Below are 26,643 nucleotides of genomic sequence, written 5' to 3' on the forward strand. Positions count from 1 at the left end.
ATGGATGTCGCAGTAAGATATGAGTGAAAAATCTTATTCAGCTTACAGCTGTGCGCTCTTTTCGCCGAAGTCTACCTGTTCTAGCTGAAGGGTCAACGATTATTAAACGCAAAAATGTGAGTAAAGATGGGTTTTTTGAATAATTTCCCATCAAGCTATGGCGAAGGATAATGTAAATATTGAGCTCCTTCGCCACGAATGAAAAGAATTTAAAATAATATAAAAAACCAATAAAACAGCCGATAGCCTCTATAAAACACTAATACAGCAACTAATCCCAGATAACCCTAGATATAAAAAAGAGAGCTTAATGCTCTCTCTTTATTAACTTAGTTTTTTAAGCGTGCAGTTTAAAACTTACTGCCGAAATCGCTCAGTACAGCTTTCATCCATTGATGACCGCTATCACGCTCTGCGGCATGGTGCCAGCTTAGGTAACAGGTACGTTCTCTTTCCAAATCACTGAGTAACACAACAGAAAGGTTTAAGTGTTCTGCATAGTCCTCAACCAGCCAGCGCGGGGCAATAGCCACCATTTCAGTTTTAGATACCACGCTTAATACGCTGTTCATATCAGTACCTTGATATGCAACACAACGGGCTAACTCGCTCGCTTCATAATAACTACGGCTCAGCGATGAGAATAAATTCAAACCAACAACAGCATGTTGTTCAACCAAGAGTTGCTGATAGCTGACCATATTATTAATTCTTGGATGGTCCTTGGATACGGCTAAAACGAATTCATCTTTAAATAGAGGTTCGCAAGAGTATTCTTCACTTTCAAAATGACTGTAGCTGATCAAGAAATCTTTTTCTTGGTAGCGTAATTTGCGCTCAATATTTTCATTTACTGATGAGTTTAAATGTAACTGAACGTGAGACGCGCTCTCTTTAATTTGATTAAACAGTTTTGCTGTTAGTCGAATATCTAATGGGCTACAAATCGCCACATTAAATACGCGCTCACTTACCAGCGGGTTAAAGCCAGCGCCAGGGAGTTCATTCTGAACAATCTGCAATGCTTGACGGATCGAACCAAACAACTGATATGCCCGATGCGTTGGCTGGATACCACGGCCATAGCGCATGAAGAGTTCGTCGTTAAACATAATTTTCAGTCGAGCAACGGCATTACTTACCGCAGGCTGAGACATACCTAAAGCATGGGCCGCACGCGTGATATTTTGCACTTGCATAACCGCATCAAAGACAGTCAGCAAATTAAGGTCAACGTTTCTGAGTTGAACCAGTTCTGTACTTCCATTTTCGGCCAAAGACATAACCTCGTTTTGTACTGACATACATCACCTAATATAATTTATATTTCAGCATCGCGATTAGAAAATATAAGCGCGAATTAATTAAGATATGAACACAGCCGAAAATTTAAATACCAATCAGCCGTCCAGTCTGGGAGTTTTTAAACGCTATCCCTAGCTATAGAAATAAATTCAGTAATAAATAAACGATAAAAATAAATTGTTTTATTTAGAATTAGAATGACACAGAAGGCTGCCAATCACTCATTAACCTGTCATTCATTCAACACCAATGCATTCTAGTGATTAATGATTTAGTTGTACTTAAAATTCAAGGAAGCAATAGTTAACTAACAAAGAATAATAAGTATGTATATTTTAAAAAATAAGCTTCCTATCCAATTAGTTACCGTCAAAACAAACCAAGTTATAGAACAACCCCATCGTAATTAGCGCGCTAATGTTTGATTAAAATTTCAGAGACACTTCACAATCCTGTTTTACTTGATAAGCAGAACATTTATCACTACGTCAATCTGATATGAGTTTTTTTCACCTACTGAAATTCCCGTTGACAAGACTTTGGCTATCCAGTATCACTTTAAGCATTGAAATTATTCATCCAGATTAAGAGCGGAATCACATGATCCAGACTACTCGTCTCCTCAGCCTCCTCCTTCTCGCATCCAGCATGCGCGGTGAGCCTGTGGGCGGTAATCAAAACTGATTCCAACCAAACACAAGAAAGCCCGCGCAAATGCGCGGGCTTTTTTTTACACCAAAAGCAGCGCAACGCGACAAATAAGAACGATTGAGGAGCAACCTGCATGAGCCAACAAGTGATTATTTTCGACACCACGCTGCGCGATGGTGAACAAGCATTACAGGCCAGTCTGAGCGTCAAAGAAAAGATGCAAATCGCCATGGCATTAGAGCGCATGGGCGTTGACGTAATGGAAGTCGGCTTCCCAGTCTCTTCCCCTGGTGATTTTGAATCAGTTCAAACTATTGCGCGTAATATCAAAAACAGCCGAGTCTGTGGTTTGGCACGCTGTGTAGATAAAGACATCGACGTCGCCGCTGAAGCACTGCGTGTCGCTGAAGCTTTCCGTATTCATGTCTTTTTGGCTACCTCAACGCTGCATGTTGAATCAAAGTTGAAAAAATCTTTCGAGGATGTCGTCGCAATGGCGGTGCATTCCGTGAAACGTGCACGTAACTATACGGATGACGTTGAGTTTTCCTGTGAAGATGCGGGCCGTACCCCGTTAGACAATCTGTGCCGTATCGTTGAAGCCGCCATCAAGGCCGGTGCCACCACCATTAATATTCCCGACACCGTCGGTTACACCACGCCTTATCAATTTGGTGGCATCATCACCAATCTGTACGAGCGCGTACCCAACATCGATAAAGCCATTATTTCCGTGCACTGTCATGACGATTTGGGCATGTCGGTCGCCAACTCCATTACCGCAGTTCAGGCCGGTGCACGTCAGGTCGAAGGAACCATCAACGGCATTGGCGAGCGAGCGGGCAACTGCGCATTGGAAGAAGTGATCATGGCCATCCGTACGCGTTCCGAAATGCTGGGTGTGCATACCAATATTCGCCACCAAGAAATTTACCGTACCAGCCAGTTCATCAGCCAAATGTGCAATATGCCAATCCCAAGTAATAAAGCCATTGTCGGCTCCAATGCTTTTGCGCACTCTTCTGGCATCCACCAAGACGGCGTGCTGAAAAATCGCGAAAACTACGAAATCATGACCCCTGAATCGATTGGTTTGAATCAGATACAGTTGAATCTGACCTCTCGCTCTGGCCGCGCTGCCGTGAAGCATCACATGGAAGAGATGGGTTATCAGGAAGGTACCGACTTTAATCTGGACACCTTATACGATGCCTTCCTGAAACTGGCTGACAAAAAAGGACAGGTATTCGACTACGACTTAGAAGCGCTGGCGTTTATTAATAAACAACAGGAAGAGCCTGAACACTTCAGTTTGGATTACTTCAGCGTGCAGTCGGGTACCAGCGTGATGGCAACCGCATCAGTTAAATTAAACATCGGTGGAGAAATCAGCGCAGAAGCCGCCACCGGTAATGGCCCTGTCGACGCCGTGTATCAAGCCATCAACCGCATCGCTGGTTACGACATCGATATTGTTAAATACCAGCTGTCAGCGAAAGGCCAAGGTAAAGACGCACTGGGTCAGGTTGATATCGTCGCGAATTACAATGGCCGCCGCTTCCACGGCGTCGGCATTACTACCGATATCGTAGAATCTTCCGCTCAGGCGTTGATTAACGTTCTGAATAACATCTGGCGTGCGCAGCAGGTCGAAAAAGAAAAACAGCGCATCCATCAAACACAAACATCACCTTCTCATTCTAATCAGGAAGCGATCTAATTATGAGCCAAACACATCACATTGCCGTTTTACCCGGAGACGGCATCGGTCCAGAAATTATGGCGCAGGCATACAAAGTCATCGACGCCGTGCGCCAGCGCTTTGGCCTGAGAATTTCTACCAGCGAATATGACGTCGGTGGCGCAGCTATCGACAAGCACGGCACGCCTTTGCCCGCAGCAACCATTGCAGGCTGCGAACAAGCCAGCGCGATTCTGTTTGGCTCCGTCGGTGGCCCAAAATGGGAAAACCTACCGCCCGCACAGCAGCCTGAACGCGGCGCATTATTGCCATTGCGTAAACACTTCAAACTGTTTAGCAATCTGCGCCCAGCGCGGTTATATGAAGGATTAGAAGAATTTTGCCCACTGCGCAGCGATATCGCGGCGCGCGGCTTCGATATTCTGTGCGTACGTGAATTAACCGGCGGGATCTACTTCGGCCAGCCGAAAGGCCGCGAAGGCCAAGGCATGCATGAGCGTGCTTTTGACACCGAGGTTTATCACCGTTTTGAAATCGAGCGTATCGCGCGCATCGCCTTCGAAGCCGCACGCAAACGTCGTGGCAAAGTCACCTCCATTGATAAAGCGAACGTGTTGCAAAGCTCGATTTTGTGGCGCGAAATTGCTACCGAGATCGGTAAAGACTACCCAGACGTCGCGCTGAATCACATGTATATCGACAACGCGACCATGCAGCTGATTAAAGATCCGTCGCAGTTCGACGTCATGCTGTGCTCCAACATCTTCGGCGATATTTTGTCTGACGAGTGCGCCATGATCACCGGATCAATGGGCATGCTGCCTTCTGCCAGCCTGAATGAACAAGGTTTCGGTCTGTATGAACCTGCGGGTGGCTCTGCGCCAGATATCGCAGGAAAAAACATTGCCAACCCTATTGCTCAAATTCTGTCATTTGCCCTGTTGCTGCGCTATAGCCTGAATGCAGACGATGCGGCTAACGCCGTTGAGCAGGCCGTTAATAAAGCATTAGAGCAAGGCTTCCGCACCAGCGATTTAGCGGGTGATGGTAAAGCGATTTCAACCTCAGAGATGGGCGATGCGATTGCCCGCATTATCGCACAGGAGGCCTGATCATGGCGAAAACCTTATATCAAAAATTGTTTGATGCTCACGTCGTTTACGAAGCTGAAAACGAAACGCCGCTGCTGTATATCGACCGCCACTTGGTGCATGAAGTCACTTCACCACAGGCATTCGATGGGCTGCGTGCCATGGGCCGTCCTGTTCGCCAAACCAGCAAAACCTTTGCCACGATGGATCACAACGTTTCTACGCAGACTAAAGATATTAACGCCTGTGGCGATATGGCGCGTATCCAGATGCAAGAACTGATGAAAAACTGCAAAGAATTTGGCGTGCAGTTGTACGATCTGAATCATCCCTTCCAAGGCATCGTTCACGTCATCGGCCCAGAACAAGGCATGACATTACCGGGTAACACCATTGTTTGCGGCGACTCTCACACCGCAACCCATGGCGCATTCGGCGCATTGGCCTTCGGTATCGGCACTTCCGAAGTCGAACATGTTTTAGCGACCCAAACGCTGAAACAAGGCCGTGCAAAAACCATGAAAATTGAAATTGCTGGCGACGCCGCCGAAGGCATTACGGCCAAAGATATTGTGCTGGCCGTGATTGGCAAAATCGGCCACGCCGGTGGTACCGGACACGTGGTGGAATTCTGCGGCAAAGCCGTAGAAGCCCTGTCGATGGAAGGCCGTATGACGCTGTGCAATATGGCCATAGAAATGGGCGCAAAAGCAGGTTTAGTGGCACCAGACGAAACTACTTTTGCCTATCTGAAAGGTCGTCAGTTTGCGCCAAAAGACGAAAACTGGACCAAAGCCGTAGAATACTGGCGCACGCTGAAGTCTGATGAGGGCGCACAGTTTGACGCTACCGTCACGCTGAACGCTAGCGACATCGCCCCGCAGGTCACTTGGGGAACCAACCCAGGTCAGGTGATTGCCATCAACCAACCAATTCCAGCGCCTGAATCGTTTAGCGATCCAATGGAACGCGCCTCGGCAGAAAAAGCGCTGGCGTATATGAATTTGGCAGCCGGCGTTAAGCTGACCGACGTTGCTATCGACAAAGTCTTTATCGGCTCATGCACCAACTCACGCATCGAAGATTTACGTGCCGCGGCGGCTATCGCCAAAGGGCGTAAAGTTGCTAACGGCGTACAGGCCATTGTGGTTCCGGGCTCGGGTCCAGTGAAAGCACAGGCTGAATCTGAAGGTCTGGATAAAATTTTCATCGAGGCCGGTTTTGAATGGCGTTTACCGGGTTGCTCAATGTGCTTGGCGATGAACAACGATCGCTTGAATCCCGGCGAACGCTGCGCATCCACCAGCAACCGTAACTTTGAAGGCCGTCAAGGCCGCGGTGGCCGTACGCATTTGGTCAGCCCTGCAATGGCCGCCGCCGCCGCCGTGAGCGGGCATTTTGCCGACATTCGTGAATTAGCGACCGCAGCGGTCTGATAAGGAGCACTACCCATGGCTAAATTTATTCAGCACAGCGGCATCGTTGTTCCGTTAGACGCCGCGAACGTCGACACCGATGCGATCATCCCTAAGCAGTTTTTACAGAAAGTCACCCGCACCGGTTTTGGTCAGCACCTGTTTAACGACTGGCGTTTTTTAGACGATGCAGGTCAGCAACCTAACCCTGACTTCATCCTGAACCAGCCCGCCTTCAAAGGCGCAAGCATCTTACTGACGCGCGAAAACTTCGGCTGTGGCTCATCGCGCGAACACGCCCCGTGGGCATTAACCGATTACGGCTTTAAAGTGGTGATTGCGCCAAGCTTCGCAGACATTTTCTACGGCAACTCGTTTAACAATCAGCTGTTGCCCGTCACATTAAGCGAATCCGAAGTCGATGAATTGTTTGAACAGGTCAAAGCTAACCCCGGAATATCGTTCACCGTCGATCTGGAAACGCAAACCGTTCATGCGGGAGACAAAACCTATAAGTTTGAGCTAGACAGTTTCCGTCGCCACTGCATGATGAATGGCTTGGATAGCATTGGTCTGACGCTACAACACGAAGCGGCTATATCCGCTTATGAGGAAAAATTGCCGGAGTTTTTGCGCTAATTCAATCCTCTTACTTACCCCACCAAGCGCCCCCTTACCAGAGGGAGGATTAGATCGAGATAACATCACGAAACGGTTCCCTCCCCTGCGAAGGGGAGGGTTAGGGTGGGTACTGGGAGGGGGAACTAAAATTCACACCTCACCAATATCCCAACCATTTCCACCACAAACTCCCGATCACAATCCAAATCAGCAGGTTCACTACGCTGAGAATAAATCCGGTTTTCCACCACTCGCCCAAAGTTACGTAGCCCGAACCGAAGATAATCGGCGCAGTCCCCGTCCCATAGTGCGTCAATGACATCATCAGTGATGAAGAGAACGCCAGTACTAAGCCTAACAAGGCAGGCGGTGCACCCAGCGCCAGACCCGCTGCGAAGAATGCGGCGAACATTGCGGTGATATGCGCCGTGGTGCTAGCAAAAAAGTAGTGCGAATAAACATAAACCAGCGTCAGCAGGATCATCCCGCCCACCCATCCCATACCGAGATGAGAAATCGCGTTACCCACGCTCTGTGAAAGCCAACTGATCAAGCCCAGCTTGCCTAAATAGGTCGCCATCATCACCAGCGCGGCAAACCACACCACCGTGTCCCAAGCGCCTTTGTGTTTTAGCACGTCGTCCCAGCTCAAAACGCCTGTCGCCAAGAGGATCGCCAGCCCGATAAACGCCGCCGTCGTTGGGTTAACCGCCCACGCGCTGCCGAAAAGGAATGCAGGGATCCCCGCCCAAAGGCACAGCAATAACGCGAATACCCCCAAGGTGATTTTTTCCGCCAACGAAATATTCCCAAGCTCAGCTAACTTATCTTTGGCAAAGCGCGGCGCATTGGGCGTTCTTTTGATGGTTGGCGGATAGAGCCAGTAAACAATCAACGGCATTACCAACAGAGAAATGATCCCCGGCACCAACGCGGCAATCGCCCACATTGACCACGTGAGCTCAAACGTTGAGCCAGTGCCTTTCAGCAATAAGTTCACAATCAATGGGTTTGGCGCCGTGGCGGTAATAAACATCGCCGATGTAACCGGGTTAATGTTGTAGTTCACTAAAGCCAGATATCGACCAATCTTCTGCGTGGAGCCCGGTTCTGGCTTCGAGCCAAAACTGTCGGCAATAGACTTCATGATAGGGTGAATAATGCCGCCGCCGCGCGCGGTGTTACTTGGCGTCACCGGCGCTAAGGTGGTTTCGGCCAATGCCAATGCGTAGGCAATTCCTAGGGTTTTCTTACCAAACAACGAAATGAAATAGTAACCGATACGCGCCCCAAGCCCGGTTTTATTCAGGCTGAGCGATATCATGATGGAAATCCCGATGAGCCAGATCAGCTGATTGGAAAAACCACTCAGCGCGTCATCCAACGCTGCGGTAGGTTTGCCCGGATTGGTCACCTGCGTCAGCGCAACTAAAGCAATAGCAATTATCGATACCGCGCCGATCGGCATCGCTTTACCGATGATAGCGGCGATAGTACCCACAAATAGCGCGAGCAGATGCCAAGCATTGGGGCTCACGCCTTCAGGCACGGGAATGACAAACCAGATAATCAGGGCGATTGCGATGGAAATTAGAGAAGGTATAGGCTTAAGCGGTGTTAGTTTACCCATATTATTATCAACTCTTCCTAGGTGAGTCGGCATCTCCGTACCGTTGGAGATAAATAAAAAGCAGAGGAGTTTAGTGCGCAGGTAAGGTGAATTGAAATATTTTGTTTGCAGGTAATACCTATGCACTTGCATTAACGCTATATGAATAGCTCAGCTAAGGCGTTGCGCGGTATCAAAAAACGACAAATTGGTTATTTTCTTAGCAGTTAAATGGGATCGCAATGTCTAGACGATCCCACCGGTCTCACACTAAGCCTCTCGAACACGAGAACACAGAATTAAGGCCACAATCGCCAGCGCCGCCGCCAGCCAATAAACCGCATGATGCCCCAAGGTTTCAGCTAATGCGCCTTGCAGAACGCCTGCCATAATCACGCCGGTTGAAATACTGTTGGTAAATAACGTGGTCGCGCTGCCCGCCCTACCCGGCATCAAATCCTGAAAATAGAGCATGCCAATACCGGCAATAATGCCAATGAAAACGGCGTTAAACAGCTGTAATACCATCAGTGCCAGCTTAAATTTAAACAGCACCAAACCCGCATAAAACAAGACGCCGGCCGCCACCGCAAACAGCATCATGTTACGTTTGCCAAAGCGTTTAACGTAGTAGCCCGCCAGAATCATGGCCGGAATTTCTAGACCCGCTGCGGTGCCCATCAACAGTCCAGCCAAATTCTCCGGCAGGCCGAGATCTTGCGTGATATACAGCGGCATATCAATAATATACATGGTGTTGCAGGTCCACATCAGCATCGAGGATATGAACAGCAGAACCACATTCTTGTCACCAAACGCATTAGTTGGAATGACAACCGCTTCGCCCACGCTTTCAGTTCGCGGCATTGACGGTAACATCAACGCCACCAGCACGATCGCCAACACGAATACGCCTGCGGCAATCAGATACATAAACGTAAAGCCGTAGTTCAGCGCCAGCATAAACGACAACGGCGGGCCGATAACCCATGCTAAAGAAAGCTGCGCACGCATCACCGAACTAAACATCACCACTTCACTCGCCGAGCGATCGGCATATTCACGTGCCAAAGCAAAAATCTGCGGCATTCCCGTATTCGCTAGCGCGGCTAAAAATACCCCAGCGGAAATCAGCAGCAAATAACTGCGGCAAAAAGCGAATAGCAGGCAGTTTCCAACCGCCATAGCGCAGCAAAACATAATCAGTTTACGGCGATCGCCCTGACGATCGGATCGTTTCGCCAGCAGGAAGCTCACCGCGATCCCCACGATCGCATTGACGGTATAAAACAGCCCAACCCACAGCGGGCGAACCTTAACCTCTGTCGTCAAAAATAGGCTAAGCGTGGGAGCCTGAAGCGCGCCCGCAATCCCCGTCAGAAAGGCAACAATAAGAAACGCGGCATAGATAGGGTTAATTCGACGGCGGGCAGTCAACAAAGAGGTCATCCTGATTTCCTAAGCTGGCATGAGCAAATACGGCGTGTCGTACGATAACAGAACACGGATATAAAAAAACCAGCAGGTAAACCTGCTGGTCGGTGAAAAGCACCATTACTCAGAAACACTCTTTGATGTCGGAGAGACAAATGATTACTCACCTCTTTCTCTTTCATCTGCTGAAATTATCTGCGTAATATAGGGAAAGAAAAATTGATAGCTTTACCTAAAAAGGTTCCTCTTTTATGGCGACATCGCGCTTACAACATCAGTTCATTCGTTTATGGCAAAGCTTTAAGGGCCAGTCTGCGGAAACCACGCTGGGCGAGCTTGCAGAAACGCTAAGTTGTTCACGTCGTCATGTCAGAACCTTATTAAACTCGATGCAACAACAGGGTTGGCTGCATTGGCAGGCCGAGTCGGGCCGAGGAAAGCGCTCAACGCTCACGTTCCAGTCAACGGGCCTTCAGGTACAGCAGCTGCGCGCAGAGGAGTTGCTGGAGCAGGATCACATTGAGCAGTTGGTTCAACTGGTGGGCGACCGCAGCTCAGTACGCCAAATGCTACTCTCCCAGCTAGGCCGCAGCTTCCGTCAGGGTAAGCATATTCTGCGTATTCTTTACTATCGCCCGTTGTTTAATCTGCTCCCGGGCACGCCAATGCGCCGCTCTGAAACCCATTTAGCGCGACAGATCTTCAGCGGGCTGACCCAGCTAAATGAGGAAAATGGGGAACTAGAATCCGATTTAGCTCATCACTGGCAGGCGATTACGCCTCTGCACTGGCGTTTCTATCTACGTCCCGCGATCCGTTTTCACCATGGGCGCGAACTCGAAATGATCGACGTGATCCAATCGCTCGAGCGTTTACGCGATCAGCCGTTATTTTCACATCTTAAAACGATCACTTCACCCAATCCTTACGTCATCGATATCCACTTAAGCACGCCCGATGCATGGCTACCTTGGCTGCTGGGCAGCGTCAGCGCCATGATCCTGCCACACGAGTGGCAATCATTACCAAACTTCACGCGCTCGCCTATCGGCACCGGTCCTTATCAGGTGGTACGCAACACGCAGACGCAACTGAAAATCCGAGCTTACGACGACTACTTTGGTTTCCGCGCGCTGATTGACGAAGTTAACATCTGGGTTTTACCTGAAATTTCGGAGGAATTGGTTCATGCAGGCGTGCAGCTACAATCCGATGATACGGGAAAAGATGAGTTGGAAAGCCGCTTGGAAGAAGGCTGCTACTTTATGCTGTTTGACCAACGTTCACCGCTGACCTCCGATCCCGCAGTGCGCGAATGGCTCTGTCAGGTCATGACGCCAATTGCCCTGCTCAATAAAGCAGGAAAAATTCATCAGCGTTACTGGTCTCCGGCCTACGGCATCCTGCCGCGCTGGCACCATAATTTATTGATCAGTGAAAATAAAAAACCAGAGCATCTGACTCATCTAACGTTAACGGTCTACACCAAACATTCTGAATTCTACGCCATCTATTTAGCGCTTAAGCCGCTGCTGGCCGAATATGGCGTTGAGCTCACCATGCAGGAGATCAGCTACAGCCGCTGGCACGAAGGCGATGCGCAAAGCGATCTCTGGGTCGGCAGTGCCAATTTCTATTTGCCGTTAGAGTTTTCTGTTTTTTCAATGCTCTATGAACTTCCCTTGCTCCAGCACTGCCTCAGCGGTGATTTACAGCAAGACGCCAGCCGATGGCGCAACAATGCCCTGCCCATGGCCGAATGGTGCCAACGCTTGGTGCAAGAACATCAGCTTCATCCCCTGTTCCATCATTGGCTAAAACTGCACGGACAACACAGCATGCGCGGCGTACGCATGAATACGCTCGGCTGGTTCGATTTCAAATCCGCGTGGTTCTCCCCGCCGGAGCTTCCCTCCGACAGTCATGTGCATGAATTAACCGTTTCAACCGGTTGTGAAAAACCTCGGTAACGTTATTAATCCTTTCTAATAACAGAGGCTCTCTTTACAATAGCGCCCTGTTCTCAACGGGGTGCAAAAAAATAGACCGGTAATTTCCATCGCCGATCTAAAAACGTCGCGAGCTGCGTTCAGCAGGTGTCGGACAGCGCGGAAGAACCGGAGCATACACAAAGTATGTGAGGATTCTGAGCACTGCCCGACATCAGATCAACGCCTGCGCAGCACGTTTTTGCTGAGAGAAACCCGTCGAACCTGATCCGGCTAACACCGGCGGAGGGATTTGAGAGTGTACCCACGCTTGCTCAAAGACCTTTGCGACCTGACTTAACTCACGGAGTGCAAAGTGTTGAAACGATTGATTCCTGCCTTAATGCTGATCGCCGCACCTATGCTGGCTCACAGCGCTGATAAACCTGTTCTCACTGTTTATACCTACGATTCTTTTGCCGCTGAATGGGGCCCTGGCCCAAAGGTGAAAGCGGCGTTTGAAAAAGAGTGTGGCTGCGAGCTGAAGTTTGTGGCGCTAGAAGACGGCGTTTCGGTGCTTAACCGAGTCCGCATGGAAGGCAAAAAAAGCAGCGCCGATGTGGTGTTGGGATTGGACAACAATTTGGTGCAGGCTGCCGAGAAAACCGGCCTGTTTGTGCCTAGCGAAGTCGATACTCAGTCGCTCACCGTTCCCGGTGGTTGGCAGAATAAAACCTTTGTGCCTTATGACTACGGCTACTTCGCTTTCGTTTACAACAAAAACACGCTGAAAAACCCACCCACCAGTTTGAAACAGTTGGTCGATGGCCCTGAAAAATGGAAAGTGATCTATCAAGATCCGCGCACCAGCACGCCGGGGTTAGGTTTAATGCTTTGGATGCAAAAGGTTTACGGCAATGACGCTCCGCAGGCGTGGCAAAAACTGGCGAAGAAAACCGTGACGGTGACCAAAGGCTGGAGTGAAGCCTACGGCCTGTTCTTGAAAGGCGAAGCGGATTTGGTACTGAGCTACACCACGTCACCGGCGTATCACATTATCGAAGAGAAAAAAGATAACTACGCAGCCGCCGAATTTAGCGAAGGTCACTATTTACAGGTGGAAGTTGCAGCTCAGCTCGCCGGTAGCAAGCAGCCACAGCTGGCACAGAAATTTATGCAGTTTATTACCACTCCGGCTTTCCAGAACGAAATGCCAACCGGCAACTGGATGTATCCGGTGATTAAAACCACGCTGCCTGCGGGGTTTGAACAGCTTAACGTTCCAGCAAAAGCCTTAGAATTTACGCCTGCCGAAGTGGCTCAAAACCGCGCAACATGGATCCGCTCATGGCAAGCCGCCGTCAGCCGTTAATTCCTTTCTGGTTAATCCCTGGATTGTTCGCAGCGGTAGCAATTATTGCCATCGCTGCGGCGTCTTTCGGTTCACTCTGGCGTCATGCGCCAGCGTCGGATTGGCGTAGCCTGTGGCAAGACGATTATCTGTGGCACGTTATTCGTTTTACCTTCTGGCAGGCATTTCTCTCTGCCGTTTGCTCGGTTATTCCCGCTATTTTGCTGGCTCGGGCGCTGTTTCGCCGCCGCTTTTTAGGCCGCCAGCTATTGCTGCGTCTGTGCGCTATGACGCTGGTATTGCCTGTGCTGGTCGCGGTCTTTGGGATCCTCAGCGTGTACGGCAGACAGGGCTGGCTGGCACAAATTTGTCAGTTCCTCGGCCTTGAGTACACTTTTTCACCCTATGGCTTACAGGGTATTTTGCTGGCGCATATTTTCTTTAATCTACCGCTCGCAGCGCGTTTGTTGCTTCAGGCCTTAGAAAATATCCCGACCGAACAGCGCCAACTGGCTGCACAGCTTGGTATGAACAGCTGGCAGCAGTTTCGTTTTGTCGAATGGCCTTATCTACGCCGCCAAATTCTGCCCGCCGGTGCGCTGATATTTATGTTGTGCTTTGCCAGCTTTGCCACCGTGCTTTCTCTCGGCGGCGGCCCGCAGGCAACCACTATCGAGCTGGCGATCTATCAAGCCTTAAGCTACGACTACGATCTCAGCCGCGCCGCACTGCTGGCCATACTGCAATTGCTATGCTGTTTAGGCTTAGTTTTGCTGAGTCAAAAACTTAGCGGCATTCTGCCTGTTGGCCATACGCGAGCATTAAAATGGCGTAATCCCGTCGATACTTTGGCTGCGCGATTGCTGGATAGCTGCGTGATTTTCTGCGCGCTGTTGCTTATCCTTCCCCCGCTGCTCGCGGTGATAGCAGACGGCGCGAATCATGCGTTTGCCAGCGTACTGACTCAACCCGTGCTATGGCAGGCAACATTTACATCGCTCAAAATTGCGTTAGGCGCAGGCCTGCTGGCCGTAACGCTGACGATGATGTTGCTATGGAGCAGCCGTGAACTTCTGCTACGCCAGCATCGCTGGTTAGGACAAGGCATGGAACTGACCGGAATGCTGATATTAGCCATGCCCGGTATTGTGCTCGCAACAGGCTTCTTTTTACTGCTCACCGATACCATTGGCATTCCACAATCGGCCTACGGACTGGTGATTTTAACCAACGCGCTAATGGCCATTCCTTACGCGCTTAAAGTGTTAGAAAACCCCATGCGCGATTTGGCCGAGCGCTACAATCCTCTCTGCCTGTCGCTGCGAATTCAGGGGCTTAACCGATTAAGGCTGATAGAACTGCGCGCGCTTAAACGCCCGCTCTCTCAAGCTATGGCCTTTGCCTGCGTGCTGTCATTGGGCGATTTTGGCGTAGTTGCGCTGTTTGGCAACGAGCAATTCCGTACGCTGCCGTTCTACCTGTATCAGCAAATCGGGGCCTACCGTAGCCAAGACGGCGCGGTCACCGCGCTATTATTACTGATCCTGTGTTTCTTACTTTTCACTCTGCTGGAACGTCTTCCGGGGCGAGATAAATCATGATTACGCTGAACGATCTCACTTATATCTATGAGCATCAGCCGATGCGTTTTTCACTTAACATCTCTGACGGAGAACGCGTGGCCATTTTGGGCCCGAGCGGTGCGGGAAAAAGTACGCTGCTTGCCTTGATTGCTGGGTTTTTAATGGCCGATCAAGGCGTCGTCACGTTAGATGGCGTGAATCATACCCATACGCCGCCGTCCAAACGTCCGGTATCAATGCTGTTCCAAGAGAACAACTTGTTTTCTCATCTAAGCATTGAGCAAAATCTAGGGTTGGGGTTAGATACGGGATTACGCCTAAATGGCGCGCAGAAAAAGCGCTTGAATGAGATTGCCCAGCAGGTGGGAATTCTTGATTACCTACCGCGATTGCCATCGCAGCTTTCCGGTGGTCAGCGACAACGCGCCGCGCTGGCTCGCTGTTTGTTACGCGACCAGCCTATTTTACTGCTCGACGAGCCTTTTTCCGCGCTCGATCCCGCGCTGAGGGGAGAAATGCTACAGCTGTTAGATCAGGTTTGTTCAGAGCAAAATCTCACCCTGCTGATGGTGTCACATAATCTCGATGATGCAGCACGCATCGCTACGCGTACTTTGTTGGTTGCCGATGGACGCATTGCCTATGACGGCACCACTCAAGATCTGTTAGATGGAAAAGATCCGGCGGCTGCAGCGTTGCTTGGGCGGTAGCGCCGTTTTAAAACTGAATCACCTTCCACAGCAGTGAACGATAGATTGGCATCAGCGGATGGTTATGCATCAGCACAAAGCTCACGACAGCGGCTATCCACATGGCAACGGTTGCAATACGCAGGCGCAGTGGTGTAAGCCACTGAGACAGTTTATCCGCCGAGCGTTTACCCTCGCGCCACCAGCGCCAACTCAGCCATGCCGCAAGCCAAATCGAAACCACCACCAGCGCCAATAACACTTTAAATAACGTGCTGCCGCTGCCTGCCGGTATATCAATCGCGACACCGGCTAAAATCCCCGGTAGGAAATAAATCGGCGGCCACGTGATACAGCCAATAATATTAGGTGGAATAAATTTGCGCGGAGGTAGCGCCAGCATGCCCGCAACCATCGGTACAACCGGCCGCGTTGGACCAACAAAACGACCAATCAGCACTGTCATCATGCTATGGCGATGAAGAGCATGTTCGGTTCTATCGAGCAGCGCTTTGTTCTTCTTGATAAATGACCATCGATGGAGCGGCTCTTTGAAAGCGCGGCCAATAAAATAGGAAATCCAATCGCCGGCAAAACACGCCAGAATCCCCACGCCCCACGCATAGTAGAAATTCACCTGTCCGCTGCCAATTAATGCGCCCAGCGTTGCCATCATTACCGTACCTGGTAAAAGCAGCCCGACCAATGCTAAAGACTCTAAAAACGCCACTAAAAACACGGCGATCAGAGAGTAGGTTACCGATTGGGTCACCAAGTGTTGCAGGTACGCTTCCATAATTCTTCCACCGGAAATAATGAGCCAGCGATTTTGCGGAGCCGACCGTTTGCCGTCAACCTATCATTGCGGGGATAAACGTTTATTTACAAATGAGTAACTTAATGAGTATAGGTAATGGTGGGGGTTTTGGAGCAGCGACTTTATAGGTGCGGTGTTACGTACGCAGCTCATCTATAGAGGTGCTGTGTGATATTACGTACGCCTAACGCATCGGTGCTAATCTCAATATCGTGCAGACGTCCGTGCTAGGGGGCTCACCGCCGCCCCCTAGCGACCCGGCTCGGCACCGTCCCTCAGCCTGCTACGCAGGTTCCTTCATCTCGTCATTTCGGTTTTAACGGAACGAACGGCAATCGCCATCCTGGCTCCTCCGTTCTTTCGCCGACGTCCCTGTCGGCGAATCCTAACCTGCATTCCTCAATTCAGCTGAAGGACAACGTGCCATATCAGGTCAACGTCAAAAGATAACATTGCCCATCAACTCTTTTAGCTTTGGATTTTTAGCTTTTAGTTATGGCTGTTGACCTTCTCCGGCACGTTACCGTACAGCCGAACGAAAAACGACGGGTCAGCACGAGCCACAGGGATGTGGCGAGAGTCGTAGGGGCGCCGGGAGCGCCTCTGCGACGGTGCGGTTAAACCCATAGTTTGTAGAGAGGGAACCCGCGCAAGCGGGCTGGAAGGTGGTGCCAAGCCCGGATGCAAGGCGGCGGCGACTGAGCCGCCTTGCTTGACCGCTTTCGCCCATAGCTAAATGGAAAAACATTGCTGATAAGCGGGCGAAATTTTCACTATCCGTATATAGGCTTATTTAACTCGCCACAATGCGCCACCATCATAGACAACCACTGTATAAATACTCATACTAGCTATGTTCCCAACAACCTAATCGGTAAAAATCACCGCGATGGCAAATACCCCACAGCAAGGCTTCGTCCTCACCCGTCATTGGCGGGATACACCGACTGGCGTGTCGGTGGAGCTGTGGTTGGCAACCGATAATGGCCCGCAGAAAGTCTCTATTGCGCCGCAGCAGGCCGTCGCGTTTTTACCTGCGGAACAGCTGCCGCAGGCCGAAACAGTGCTGAAAAACGAGCGTAACGTTGAAATAAAACCTCTGCCGATGAAGGATTTTCATCAGCGCCCCGTCGTGGGGATTTATTGCCGTAGCTATCGTCAATTGATGAACCTTGAGAAAACCCTCAAGGAACAAGGCATGACGCTGTATGAAGCGGATATCCGCCCGCCAGATCGCTATTTGATGGAGCGTTTTATCTGCGCGCCAGTGTGGTTTTCAGGTCAGCAGGATACACAAGGCGTTTGGCGCAATACGCAGCTAAAACCGAATCCCAACTATCGCCCGACGCTTAAGCTGGTATCGCTGGATATCGAAACCACCATGCACGGCGAGCTTTACTCTATCGGTCTGCATGGCTGCGGCCAGCGCGTGGTGTATATGTTAGGTCCTGAAAATGGGGATGCTAGCCAGCTCGATTTTGATCTGGTTTACGTAAACAGTCGGCCACTGTTGCTCGAAGCCTTAAACCAGTGGATGGCGTGCTACGATCCTGATGCGATTATCGGCTGGAATCTGATCCAGTTTGATCTGCGCGTACTGCAAAAACACGCTGAGCGTTATGGCGTTCCCTTGCGTTTAGGCCGCGGCGGCGATGCGTTAGAGTGGCGTGAACATGGCTTTAAACAAGGGCACTTTTTCGCTGCGGCCACCGGACGCCTGATTATCGACGGCATCGAAGCCCTAAAAAGCGCATTCTGGAATTTTCCCTCTTTCAGCTTGGAAAATGTGTCTCAAACGCTGCTGGGCGAAGGTAAGGCGATGGACGATCCCTACAGCCGAATGTCTGAGATCGATCGTCGATTCCGCGAAGATAAACCTGCGCTGGCGCACTATAACCTGAAAGACTGCGAACTCGTCACCCGCATATTTGAGCATACCCATCTGATGACGTTTCTGCTCGAACGCGCCACGGTAACGGGCTTAAATGCCGATCGCAACGGCGGTTCGGTTGCCGCGTTCACCCATCTTTATTTGCCACGCATGCACCGCGTCGGTTTTGTCGCACCGAATCAAGGCGATTTACCGGAAGAAGCTAGCCCTGGCGGCTTCGTGATGGATTCACGTCCCGGCCTGTATGATTCTGTACTGGTGCTGGATTATAAAAGCCTGTATCCCTCGATTATTCGTACTTTCTTAATTGATCCCGTTGGGCTTATCGAAGGCCTACGCCAGCCTGACGATGAACACTCCGTCGCCGGTTTTCGCGGTGCGCGTTTTGCCCGCGAACAGCACTGTTTGCCGGATATCGTGAGCCAAATATGGCAAGGCCGCGAGGCCGCTAAGCGCGAAAAAAACGCCCCGCTTTCCCAAGCGCTCAAGATTATTATGAATGCGTTTTACGGCGTACTAGGTTCAAGCGGATGCCGCTTTTTCGATCCACGCCTCGCCTCATCCATAACGATGCGTGGCCATGAGATTATGCGCCGCACGCGAGAATTGATTGAAGCAGAAGGCTATCCGGTGATCTACGGCGACACGGATTCAACCTTTGTGTGGCTCAATCATGCGCACGATGAAAAACAGGCTGAAGCTATCGGACAACGCCTGATCGGCCTGATAAACCAATGGTGGAAAAATCATCTTCAAACGGAGTACGGCTTAGACAGCGCGCTAGAATTGGAATATGAATGCCACTATCGGCGTTTTTTAATGCCGACCATTCGCGGTGCCGAACTTGGCAGTAAAAAGCGCTATGCCGGTTTGAAAGGCGACGAAATGGTGTACAAAGGCATGGAAACCGTGCGTAGCGACTGGACGCCGCTGGCGCAGCAATTTCAGCAGGAGCTGTATGCGCGCATATTTAAAAATCAGCCTTACCAAGAGTTTATCCGCGATTACACCCAACGCTTGTTAGCGGGCGAATTTGATGACCGATTGGTTTACCGCAAACGGCTAAGACGCAAACTGAGTGAATATCAGCGTAATGTTCCCCCCCATGCTCGCGCGGCGAAAATTGCCGATGACTATAATCGTGAGCTTAATCGACCGTTGCAGTATCAAAATGGCGGTTGGATTAGCTATGTGATTACCACCGCGGGTCCTGAGCCGTTAGAGCGCCAACGTGCGCCTATCGACTACGATCATTACCTTTCGCGTCAGCTACAACCGGTTGCCGATGCCATTTTGCCATTCATGCAGGATGACTTCACTACGTTGGTCGCAGGCCAACTCGGGTTATTTTAGTTAAGACAATTCCATGTTTGGGGGGTGACGAAAGCGCCGTCATCCTTTAACATAGCGCCCTTCCCTCAGTTAAAACATTTACTTCATTGCTTGATTCAAGCAACGAAGCGGCCCGCTATCGCTAATAATGTAGGCCAAGTGAAAATCACTTACCCACGGCAGCGCCTGCTGCCCATGCAGTAGTTGTTCAATCATCAGTGTTCAATACATAAAAGTTGAGTCGATAATCTATGCCATTTACCTTAGGTCAACGCTGGATCAGCGATACGGAAAGCGAATTAGGATTAGGAACCGTTGTGGCGATCGATGCCCGCATGGTGACATTGCTTTTCCCTGCGACCGGCGAAAACCGCCTTTACTCACGTAATGACTCCCCAATTACCCGCGTCATGTTTAATCCGGGTGACACTATCACCAGCCACGATGGCTGGCAGCTAAAGATAGATGAAGTCAAAGAGGAAAATGGTCTGCTGACGTATATCGGCACCCGATTGGATACTGAAGAAGCTAACGTTGTGATGCGCGAAGTATTGCTCGATAGCAAACTGACCTTCAGCAAACCTCAAGACCGCTTGTTTGCCGGGCAAATCGACCGTATGGATCGCTTTGCGCTGCGTTTTCGTGCGCGTAAATATCAGAGCGAACAGTTCCGTCTTCCGTGGAGCGGCCTGCGCGGTATGCGCGCCAGCCTGATCCCGCATCAGTTACACATTGCTTATGAAGTGGGTCAGCGCCACGCGCCTCGCGTTCTGCTCGCCGATGAAGTGGGCTTGGGTAAAACCATTGAAGCAGGGATGATCATCCATCAGCAACTGCTGGCGGGTCGCGCTGAGCGTATCCTGATTGTGGTTCCAGAAACCCTGCAACATCAGTGGCTGGTGGAAATGCTGCGCCGCTTTAATCTGCGTTTCTCGCTGTTTGACGATGCCCGCTACGCTGAAGCCATGCAGGATGCAACCAACCCGTTCGAAACCGAACAGATGGTGATTTGCTCGCTGGACTTTGTGCGCCGCAATCGTCAGCGCTTAGAACAAATGGCAGATGCCGCGTGGGATCTGTTAGTGGTCGATGAAGCACACCATTTGGCGTGGAGCGAAAATGCCCCAAGCCGCGAATACCAAGTGATCGAGCAACTGGCCGAGCATATTCCTGGCGTGCTGCTGTTAACCGCTACCCCTGAGCAATTAGGTCAAGAGAGCCATTTCGCTCGTCTGCGCCTGCTCGATCCAAACCGTTTTCATGACTATCAAGAGTTTGTCAGCGAACAGCAGAAATATCGTCCGGTCGCCGACGCGGTCACGCTGTTGCTCAACGATGGTCATCTGACCAACGAAGAACTCAATATGCTGAGCGAAATGATCGCCGAGCAAGATATTGAGCCATTGCTAAAAGCCGCTAACGCAGGCGGCACCGGCAGCGTTGACGCCCGTAACGAGCTGGTGAAAATGCTGATGGATCGCCACGGCACCAGCCGCGTGCTGTTCCGTAACACCCGTCAGGGCGTGAAAGGCTTCCCGCAGCGCGAACTGCATCAGATTACGTTGCCATTGCCTTCGCAGTATCAAACCGCAATTAAAGTGTCCGGCATTATGGGCAGCAAAAAAACGGTTGAAGCGCGCGCCAACGATATGCTGTATCCAGAGCGTATTTATCAAGAATTCGAAGGCGAAAATGCCACGTGGTGGAACTTCGATCCACGCGTTGAATGGCTGATGAATTTCTTAACCTCGCATCGCGATGAAAAAGTGCTGGTGATTTGCGCTCAGGCGGCGTCAGCGGTCAATCTGGAACAGGTGCTGCGCGAGCGCGAAGCGATTCGCGGTGCGGTATTCCACGAAGGCATGACCATTATTGAACGTGACCGTGCGGCGGCCTATTTTGCTTCTCAGGAAGATGGCGCGCAGGTATTGCTGTGTTCTGAAATCGGCTCTGAAGGGCGTAACTTCCAGTTCGCTCATCATCTGGTGATGTTCGATCTGCCGTTCAACCCTGATCTGCTGGAACAGCGTATTGGCCGTCTGGATCGTATTGGCCAGAACCACGACATCAAGATTTTCGTTCCTTGCCTAGAAAACACCGCGCAGTCGGTTTTGGTTCGCTGGTATCACGAAGGTCTGGATGCCTTTGAGCATACCTGCCCAACCGGACGCACCATCTATGACAGCAGCTATCAAACGCTGTTGGGCTATTTGGCTGCACCGTCTCAGTTGGAAGGCTTTGATGATTTCATCAAAGAGTGCCGCACTCAGCACGATGCCCTGAAAGCCCAACTAGAACAGGGGCGCGACCGTCTGTTAGAAATGCATTCTAACGGTGGCCAAGCGGCGCAAGAGCTGGCTGAGGCTATTGCCGATCAGGATAACGACGTTGGCTTGGTTAACTTTGCGCTCAACCTGTTTGATATCGTAGGCATCAATCAGGACGATCAGAGCGACAACATGATCATCCTGACGCCGTCAGAACACATGCTGGTGCCTGATTTCCCTGGCCTGCCGCAGGATGGCTGTACCGTCACCTTCGACCGTGAACAGGCGCTATCACGCGAAGATGCACAGTTTATTAGCTGGGAACATCCGATTATTCGCAACGGCTTGGATCTGATCCTGTCTGGCGATACCGGTAGCTGCGCAGTTTCTTTGCTGAAAAACAAGGCATTGCCGGTTGGTACGCTGCTGTTAGAAGCCATTTACGTGGTGGAAGCTCAGGCACCGAAACACCTGCAACTGACCCGTTTCTTGCCGCCAACGCCGGTACGTATGCTGTTGGATGCGAAAGGCACCAACTTAGCCGCTCAGGTTGAGTTTGAGAGCTTTAACCGCCAGTTGAACTCCATCAACCGCCATACCTCAAGCAAGCTGGTGAACGCCGTTCAGCCGAACGTTCACGCCATGCTGCAAGCAGGCGAAGCGCTGATTGGCGAACAGGCAACCGCGCTCATCAACGAAGCAAAACGTGAAGCCGATGAAAAGCTCAGCGCCGAACTGGCACGCTTGGAATCCTTGAAAGCCGTTAACCCAAACATTCGTGATGACGAGCTGGAAACGCTGGAATTCAACCGTCGTCAGGTGCTTGAGAACTTGGATCAAGCGGGCTGGCGTTTGGATGCGATTCGCCTCATCGTGGTGTCTCATCAATAATGACGACTCCCGTGCTCCATAATATCCTGATCAATCCGGTCGCTGGCGGCGTAGATCCTGCGCTGTCGGGGGGAACGCCGCCGCTGGGGGATTACCATCCCCCACGCGAACCTTGGCTGCATGTTCTATATCAAGATGAGCATATCATCGTGGTTAACAAGCCAAGTGGATTGCTGTCTGTTCCGGGACGTGCTGAAGAGCACCGAGACAGCGTGATGACTCGAGTTCAGGCTGATTTCCCTGTAGCAGAATCGGTGCATCGGTTAGATATGGCGACCAGCGGCGTTATTGTCGTTGCGTTAACAAAAGCTGCTGAGCGCGAGCTTAAGCGTCAGTTCCGCGAGCGCGAGCCGAAGAAAAGCTATATTGCCCGTATTTGGGGTCATATGGAGCATGATGAAGGCCTGATTGATTTGCCTTTGATCTGCGATTGGCCAAATCGACCTAAGCAGAAAGTCTGCTTTGAGCACGGAAAATCAGCGCAAACCGGCTATCTGGTGCTGAGCCGCGATGCCGATGGTTCCACGCGAGTGAAACTCACGCCCATCACCGGTCGCTCACACCAGCTACGCGTGCACATGTTGGCACTGGGGCATCCTATTCTCGGCGATAAGTTTTACGCACATCCCGAGGCCAAAGCGATGGCTCCGCGCCTTCAACTACACGCTCAAGAGCTGCGTATCACCCATCCTGAGTTTGGCACCGCGATGCATTTTAGCTGCGAGCCTGATTTCTAACATCTTTCCCAATAAGGTGGCTCTGTGAGCCACCTCCTATAACCATTATCTTCTTAAGGTTATAGTCCCCTGCGATCGTTTAGTTTTTCTACGGTACACCGTGACCGTAAGTTTTCTATCTAAATCCAAATAATCGTTCGCCCGGGTCCGGGGAAGGAATAGCCATGTCACTCATCAATGAATTACCCGCCATTTTCGATAGTTTTTCCGACGCACGCCGTCAGGGATTCCTCACCGTTTTAGAGCTCAAAGAACAAAACATCCCGCTGGTAGGGACCTACTGCACCTTTATGCCGCAAGAAATTGCCTTGGCCGCGGGCGCGGTGGTGGTGTCACTTTGCTCAACCAGCGATGAAACCATTGAAGAAGCGGAGAAAGATCTGCCACGCAACCTTTGCCCACTTATCAAGAGCAGCTACGGATTTGGCAAAACGGATAAATGTCCCTATTTCTATTTTTCAGATCTGGTTGTGGGGGAAACTACCTGCGACGGAAAGAAAAAAATGTATGAGTACATGGCCGAGTTCAAACCAGTCCATGTCATGCAGTTACCAAACAGCGCCAGCGATGACGCTTCACGTGCGCTATGGCGAGCTGAGATTTTGCGGTTGCAGGCCACGCTCGAACAGCAGTTTGGCCGTAAAATTAGCGAGCACGATCTGCGTGCGGCCATTGCGCTAAAAAACCAAGAGCGTGAAGCCTTATCCTCTTTTTATCGTTTGGGCCAACTAAACCCTCCCGCCCTATCCGGGGTGGAAATCCTTAAAGTCGTGTACGGCGCCACCTTCAAATTCGATAAAAATGCGCTGATCGACGAACTCAATGCCTTAACGGCAAAAGTGCGGCAAGAATACGAGCAAGGCAAACGTCTTGAGCCACGCCCTCGCATTTTGATTACCGGCTGTCCAATCGGCGGTGCGGCGGAAAAAGTGGTTCGTGCCATCGAAGAAAACGGTGGTTGGGTGGTGGGCTATGAAAACTGCACCGGTGCGAAAGCCACTGAGATGCAGGTTAACGAAGAAGGCGACGTGTACGACGCATTAACCGACAAGTATCTGGCGATTGGCTGCTCCTGCATTTCCCCCAATACCCAGCGCCTGAATCTGCTGAGCCAGATGATTGACGAGTATCAGGCCGACGGCGTTATCGACGTTATCCTTCAGGCCTGCCATACCTACGCGGTGGAGTCTCTCGCCATCAAACGGCATGTGCGCCAGCAGCATGATATTCCTTATATGGCGATCGAAACGGACTACTCCAACTCCGATATCGGCCAGTTGAATACCCGCGTGAGTGCGTTTATCGAAATGATGTAAGGAGCAGCGCGTGAGTTTAAGTATTGGCATAGACTCTGGATCTACGGCCACCAAAGGGATTTTAATGAGCGCCGCTAACGGCGGTGAGATCCTGCGCCGTTTTCTCGGGCCCACGTCGTTTCGCCCGCAGGACACCATTGATGAGGCGTGGTCACAGCTGAGTGCAAATCTAAGTGAGCGTCCCATGCTCACGCTCACCGGCTATGGACGTGCCTTGGTAGACTACGCCGATAAGCAGGTAACAGAAATTACCTGCCATGGCATAGGCGCACGGTTTTTGTGCCCTACCGCTCATACGGTTATCGACATTGGTGGGCAAGACAGCAAAGTGATTCATCTGGATAGGGATGGAAGCCTCACTGACTTTCTGATGAACGATAAGTGTGCCGCAGGAACTGGGCGCTTTCTCGAAGTGATATCTCGCACGCTAGGCACCGAGGTCAGCCTGTTGGATAAACTGGTTGCTGGCGTAGCTCCGCATCCAATTTCCAGCATGTGTACGGTTTTCGCCGAGTCAGAAGTTATCAGCCTGCGTTCTGCTGGCGTGGAACCTGAGGCTATTTTATCCGGCATCGTTTATGCCATGGCGCGCCGCAGCGCCAATTTTATTGGCCGACTCGGCGTGCGCCCGACGATCTTATTTACCGGGGGCGTAAGCCATTGTGACGCGTTTCGCCTGCATCTTACTGAAGCGCTAGACACCGAGGTAAAAACGCATCCTGATGCCCAGTTTGCAGGGGCACTCGGCGCTGCGCTGGTTGGTGGTCGCCAGAAAAAGAGAGGCCTGCATGGAGGATGAATACCTTTTTTTGTTCCACAGCACGCTAGGAGTGGTGCGCTTGAAAAAACGGCTTCAGGCACATAACGTGGCGTTTAAGGTCGCAGATATTCCACGCCAACTAAGCAGCGGCTGCGGGTTGAGTATCCGGCTATGCTGCCCCAAGCCTGAATTGTCACAATGGTGGGTTGATGGGGAAACATCGGCGATTTTTCGCTGCGAGGGTGAGACGTACCACGCGGTCTCGCTAGACGCGTAAATCGACATAAAAAAGCCCGCAATAAATTATTGCGGGCTTTTTTTCGGCTAAAGGATTACTTGAACCCTTTTTCCTTCTTAATTAAATCGTAAGCAGCCTGAATTTCTTGCGCTTTCTGTTTAGCCATTTCCATCATTTCCGGCGGCAAACCTTTCGCCACCAGCTTATCGGGATGGTGCTCGCTCATCAGCTTGCGGTACGCACGTTTGATCGTCGTAGCATCATCGTTTGGCTTAACACCTAGCACTTTGCAAGCATCCGCCAACGTCGGCCCACTTTGGCGCTGATAGCCACCACCGTATCCGCCTTGCTGCTGATACTGCCCTTGCTGCTGGTAGCCGCCGCCAAACTGGCGTCCGCCCTCCATCATGCTCAGGAACTGATCAAACTGAATACGCGAGAAGCCAAGCTCTTCGGCGATGACATACAGCACCGCGCGCTCATTGGGATGCAAAGAACCATCGGCAAACGCGGCCTGTAGCTGGATCTCCAAGAACATACGGATGAGATCGACACGCCCAAAGCAGATGCTGCGCAATTCCCGCAGCTTTTCACGCAGGGGAAAATCGGCCTGCTTGCCTTCGCGAAACGCCTGCTGCGCCGCCGTTCTTGCCGCACCATGCAACTGCATTCTTTCCATCAGCGCACTGGCAACATGAATATCGGCTTCGGTTACACGCCCTTTCGACTTGGTTAAATGCCCCATTACCTGAAACGTCGTGCTAAAAAATAGAGCCTGTCGCTGCGCTTGGTTAGAAAAGTAGCCACTACTTCTCACCTGACGCGACTTATCTATCATATGGCCAATAAGTAGCCCTAACACGACGCCCCAAAAGCCCGTTCCTGACATTAGACCAAGAACTAATCCGATTAATTTACCCCAATACTGCATATCGTCCTCAATTCATCATGCCGAGGGACATAATTTGCTTTATCATACCTGTCATTTATTCTGACGCCTAACGACAGCAACCAA

19 protein-coding genes and 1 other RNA gene are annotated in these 26,643 nt (G+C 51.0%); 14 read left to right on the plus strand and 6 right to left on the minus strand.

The window, feature by feature from the left end; genetic code table 11:
* Nucleotides 1-350: 350 nt before the first annotated feature.
* Nucleotides 351-1,304, minus strand: coding sequence for a transcriptional regulator LeuO (gene leuO, locus U0008_RS17610; protein ID WP_025800376.1), 954 nt, complete (start codon nt 1,302-1,304; stop codon nt 351-353).
* 785 nt (nt 1,305-2,089) lie between these two features.
* On the opposite strand from leuO, the gene leuA reads away from it, so the two are divergent.
* The 4 genes from leuA to leuD are packed head-to-tail and all read left to right on the plus strand — an operon-like array spanning nt 2,090 to nt 6,803.
* A complete protein-coding gene (gene leuA, locus U0008_RS17615) occupies nt 2,090-3,676 on the plus strand; it encodes a 2-isopropylmalate synthase (RefSeq protein WP_040045389.1) in 1,587 nt (528 codons plus the stop codon).
* Between the two features lie 2 nt (nt 3,677-3,678).
* Nucleotides 3,679-4,770 (plus strand): 3-isopropylmalate dehydrogenase, encoded by a 1,092-nt coding sequence (gene leuB / locus U0008_RS17620; protein WP_043495395.1) that lies wholly within the window; start codon nt 3,679-3,681, stop codon nt 4,768-4,770.
* 2 nt (nt 4,771-4,772) lie between these two features.
* A complete protein-coding gene (gene leuC / locus U0008_RS17625) occupies nt 4,773-6,185 on the plus strand; it encodes a 3-isopropylmalate dehydratase large subunit (protein ID WP_040045391.1) in 1,413 nt (470 codons plus the stop codon).
* A 15-nt stretch (nt 6,186-6,200) separates the two neighbouring features.
* Nucleotides 6,201-6,803, plus strand: coding sequence for a 3-isopropylmalate dehydratase small subunit (gene leuD / locus U0008_RS17630; RefSeq protein WP_025800380.1), 603 nt, complete (start codon nt 6,201-6,203; stop codon nt 6,801-6,803).
* A gap of 139 nt (nt 6,804-6,942) precedes the next feature.
* Here the strand turns inward: leuD and U0008_RS17635 are convergent, their stop codons facing one another.
* Together U0008_RS17635 and U0008_RS17640 are read right to left on the minus strand one after the other, a co-directional pair.
* Nucleotides 6,943-8,415 (minus strand): DASS family sodium-coupled anion symporter, encoded by a 1,473-nt coding sequence (locus U0008_RS17635; protein ID WP_043495397.1) that lies wholly within the window; start codon nt 8,413-8,415, stop codon nt 6,943-6,945.
* Between the two features lie 249 nt (nt 8,416-8,664).
* Nucleotides 8,665-9,843, minus strand: coding sequence for a sugar efflux transporter (locus U0008_RS17640; RefSeq protein WP_043495399.1), 1,179 nt, complete (start codon nt 9,841-9,843; stop codon nt 8,665-8,667).
* A 236-nt stretch (nt 9,844-10,079) separates the two neighbouring features.
* Between U0008_RS17640 and sgrR the strand changes: the two genes are divergently transcribed.
* Nucleotides 10,080-11,798 (plus strand): HTH-type transcriptional regulator SgrR, encoded by a 1,719-nt coding sequence (gene sgrR / locus U0008_RS17645; RefSeq protein WP_043495400.1) that lies wholly within the window; start codon nt 10,080-10,082, stop codon nt 11,796-11,798.
* 93 nt (nt 11,799-11,891) lie between these two features.
* On the opposite strand, the gene U0008_RS17650 is transcribed toward sgrR, so the two are convergent.
* Nucleotides 11,892-11,967: non-coding RNA, sX9 sRNA (locus tag U0008_RS17650), on the minus strand.
* Between the two features lie 192 nt (nt 11,968-12,159).
* Here U0008_RS17650 and thiB point away from each other — a divergent pair.
* From thiB to thiQ, 3 genes are read left to right on the plus strand one after another with little or no spacing between them, the layout of a single operon-like run.
* Nucleotides 12,160-13,128 carry a thiamine ABC transporter substrate binding subunit gene (gene thiB, locus U0008_RS17655; protein ID WP_226929847.1) on the plus strand — a complete coding sequence of 323 codons (969 nt, stop codon included), beginning with the start codon at nt 12,160-12,162 and terminating at the stop codon, nt 13,126-13,128.
* Nucleotides 13,104-14,708, plus strand: a complete 1,605-nt coding sequence (gene thiP, locus U0008_RS17660) for a thiamine/thiamine pyrophosphate ABC transporter permease ThiP (protein WP_043495402.1) — start codon at nt 13,104-13,106, stop codon at nt 14,706-14,708. The genes thiB and thiP overlap by 25 nt, the downstream gene beginning before the upstream one ends.
* The gene (gene thiQ / locus U0008_RS17665; RefSeq protein WP_043495404.1) at nt 14,705-15,400 is read left to right on the plus strand and encodes a thiamine ABC transporter ATP-binding protein ThiQ; all 696 of its coding nucleotides are present in this window, start codon (nt 14,705-14,707) and stop codon (nt 15,398-15,400) included. Before thiP ends, thiQ begins: the two co-directional genes overlap by 4 nt.
* 7 nt (nt 15,401-15,407) lie before the next feature.
* On the opposite strand, the gene U0008_RS17670 is transcribed toward thiQ, so the two are convergent.
* Nucleotides 15,408-16,175 carry a DedA family protein gene (locus tag U0008_RS17670; RefSeq protein WP_043495406.1) on the minus strand — a complete coding sequence of 256 codons (768 nt, stop codon included), beginning with the start codon at nt 16,173-16,175 and terminating at the stop codon, nt 15,408-15,410.
* Nucleotides 16,176-17,085: 910 nt separating this feature from the next.
* On the opposite strand from U0008_RS17670, the gene U0008_RS17675 reads away from it, so the two are divergent.
* The 6 genes from U0008_RS17675 (at nt 17,086) to U0008_RS17700 (ending at nt 25,667) form a co-directional block, all read left to right on the plus strand.
* Nucleotides 17,086-19,440, plus strand: a complete 2,355-nt coding sequence (locus tag U0008_RS17675) for a DNA polymerase II (RefSeq protein ID WP_043495408.1) — start codon at nt 17,086-17,088, stop codon at nt 19,438-19,440.
* Between the two features lie 230 nt (nt 19,441-19,670).
* On the plus strand, nt 19,671-22,577 hold the full coding sequence (rapA, locus tag U0008_RS17680; protein ID WP_025801445.1) for an RNA polymerase-associated protein RapA: 2,907 nt from the start codon (nt 19,671-19,673) through the stop codon (nt 22,575-22,577).
* 83 nt (nt 22,578-22,660) lie between these two features.
* A complete protein-coding gene (gene rluA, locus U0008_RS17685) occupies nt 22,661-23,314 on the plus strand; it encodes a bifunctional tRNA pseudouridine(32) synthase/23S rRNA pseudouridine(746) synthase RluA (protein WP_043495470.1) in 654 nt (217 codons plus the stop codon).
* 164 nt (nt 23,315-23,478) lie between these two features.
* Nucleotides 23,479-24,630: a double-cubane-cluster-containing anaerobic reductase gene (locus U0008_RS17690; protein WP_040045402.1), complete on the plus strand. Its 1,152-nt coding sequence runs from the start codon at nt 23,479-23,481 to the stop codon at nt 24,628-24,630.
* Nucleotides 24,631-24,640: 10 nt separating this feature from the next.
* Nucleotides 24,641-25,429: an acyl-CoA dehydratase activase gene (locus U0008_RS17695; RefSeq protein WP_043495409.1), complete on the plus strand. Its 789-nt coding sequence runs from the start codon at nt 24,641-24,643 to the stop codon at nt 25,427-25,429.
* Nucleotides 25,419-25,667 carry a putative Se/S carrier protein gene (locus U0008_RS17700; RefSeq protein WP_043495411.1) on the plus strand — a complete coding sequence of 83 codons (249 nt, stop codon included), beginning with the start codon at nt 25,419-25,421 and terminating at the stop codon, nt 25,665-25,667. The genes U0008_RS17695 and U0008_RS17700 overlap by 11 nt, the downstream gene beginning before the upstream one ends.
* Before the next feature lie 55 nt (nt 25,668-25,722).
* Here U0008_RS17700 and djlA read toward each other — a convergent pair whose 3' ends face one another.
* Nucleotides 25,723-26,559: a co-chaperone DjlA gene (gene djlA, locus U0008_RS17705; protein WP_025801440.1), complete on the minus strand. Its 837-nt coding sequence runs from the start codon at nt 26,557-26,559 to the stop codon at nt 25,723-25,725.
* Nucleotides 26,560-26,643: the final 84 nt, after the last annotated feature.

Source organism: Hafnia alvei (assembly GCF_034424155.1).
Lineage (GTDB): Bacteria > Pseudomonadota > Gammaproteobacteria > Enterobacterales > Enterobacteriaceae > Hafnia > Hafnia alvei.

Coding starts and splice junctions, on each gene's coding strand:
- leuO (WP_025800376.1), bottom strand. CDS start 1,304: ATGTCAGTACAAAACGAGGTTATGTCTTTGGCCGAAAATGGAAGTACA.
- leuA (WP_040045389.1), top strand. CDS start 2,090: ATGAGCCAACAAGTGATTATTTTCGACACCACGCTGCGCGATGGTGAA.
- leuB (WP_043495395.1), top strand. CDS start 3,679: ATGAGCCAAACACATCACATTGCCGTTTTACCCGGAGACGGCATCGGT.
- leuC (WP_040045391.1), top strand. CDS start 4,773: ATGGCGAAAACCTTATATCAAAAATTGTTTGATGCTCACGTCGTTTAC.
- leuD (WP_025800380.1), top strand. CDS start 6,201: ATGGCTAAATTTATTCAGCACAGCGGCATCGTTGTTCCGTTAGACGCC.
- U0008_RS17635 (WP_043495397.1), bottom strand. CDS start 8,415: ATGGGTAAACTAACACCGCTTAAGCCTATACCTTCTCTAATTTCCATC.
- U0008_RS17640 (WP_043495399.1), bottom strand. CDS start 9,843: ATGACCTCTTTGTTGACTGCCCGCCGTCGAATTAACCCTATCTATGCC.
- sgrR (WP_043495400.1), top strand. CDS start 10,080: ATGGCGACATCGCGCTTACAACATCAGTTCATTCGTTTATGGCAAAGC.
- thiB (WP_226929847.1), top strand. CDS start 12,160: ATGCTGATCGCCGCACCTATGCTGGCTCACAGCGCTGATAAACCTGTT.
- thiP (WP_043495402.1), top strand. CDS start 13,104: ATGGCAAGCCGCCGTCAGCCGTTAATTCCTTTCTGGTTAATCCCTGGA.
- thiQ (WP_043495404.1), top strand. CDS start 14,705: ATGATTACGCTGAACGATCTCACTTATATCTATGAGCATCAGCCGATG.
- U0008_RS17670 (WP_043495406.1), bottom strand. CDS start 16,175: ATGGAAGCGTACCTGCAACACTTGGTGACCCAATCGGTAACCTACTCT.
- U0008_RS17675 (WP_043495408.1), top strand. CDS start 17,086: ATGGCAAATACCCCACAGCAAGGCTTCGTCCTCACCCGTCATTGGCGG.
- rapA (WP_025801445.1), top strand. CDS start 19,671: ATGCCATTTACCTTAGGTCAACGCTGGATCAGCGATACGGAAAGCGAA.
- U0008_RS17690 (WP_040045402.1), top strand. CDS start 23,479: ATGTCACTCATCAATGAATTACCCGCCATTTTCGATAGTTTTTCCGAC.
- U0008_RS17700 (WP_043495411.1), top strand. CDS start 25,419: ATGGAGGATGAATACCTTTTTTTGTTCCACAGCACGCTAGGAGTGGTG.
- djlA (WP_025801440.1), bottom strand. CDS start 26,559: ATGCAGTATTGGGGTAAATTAATCGGATTAGTTCTTGGTCTAATGTCA.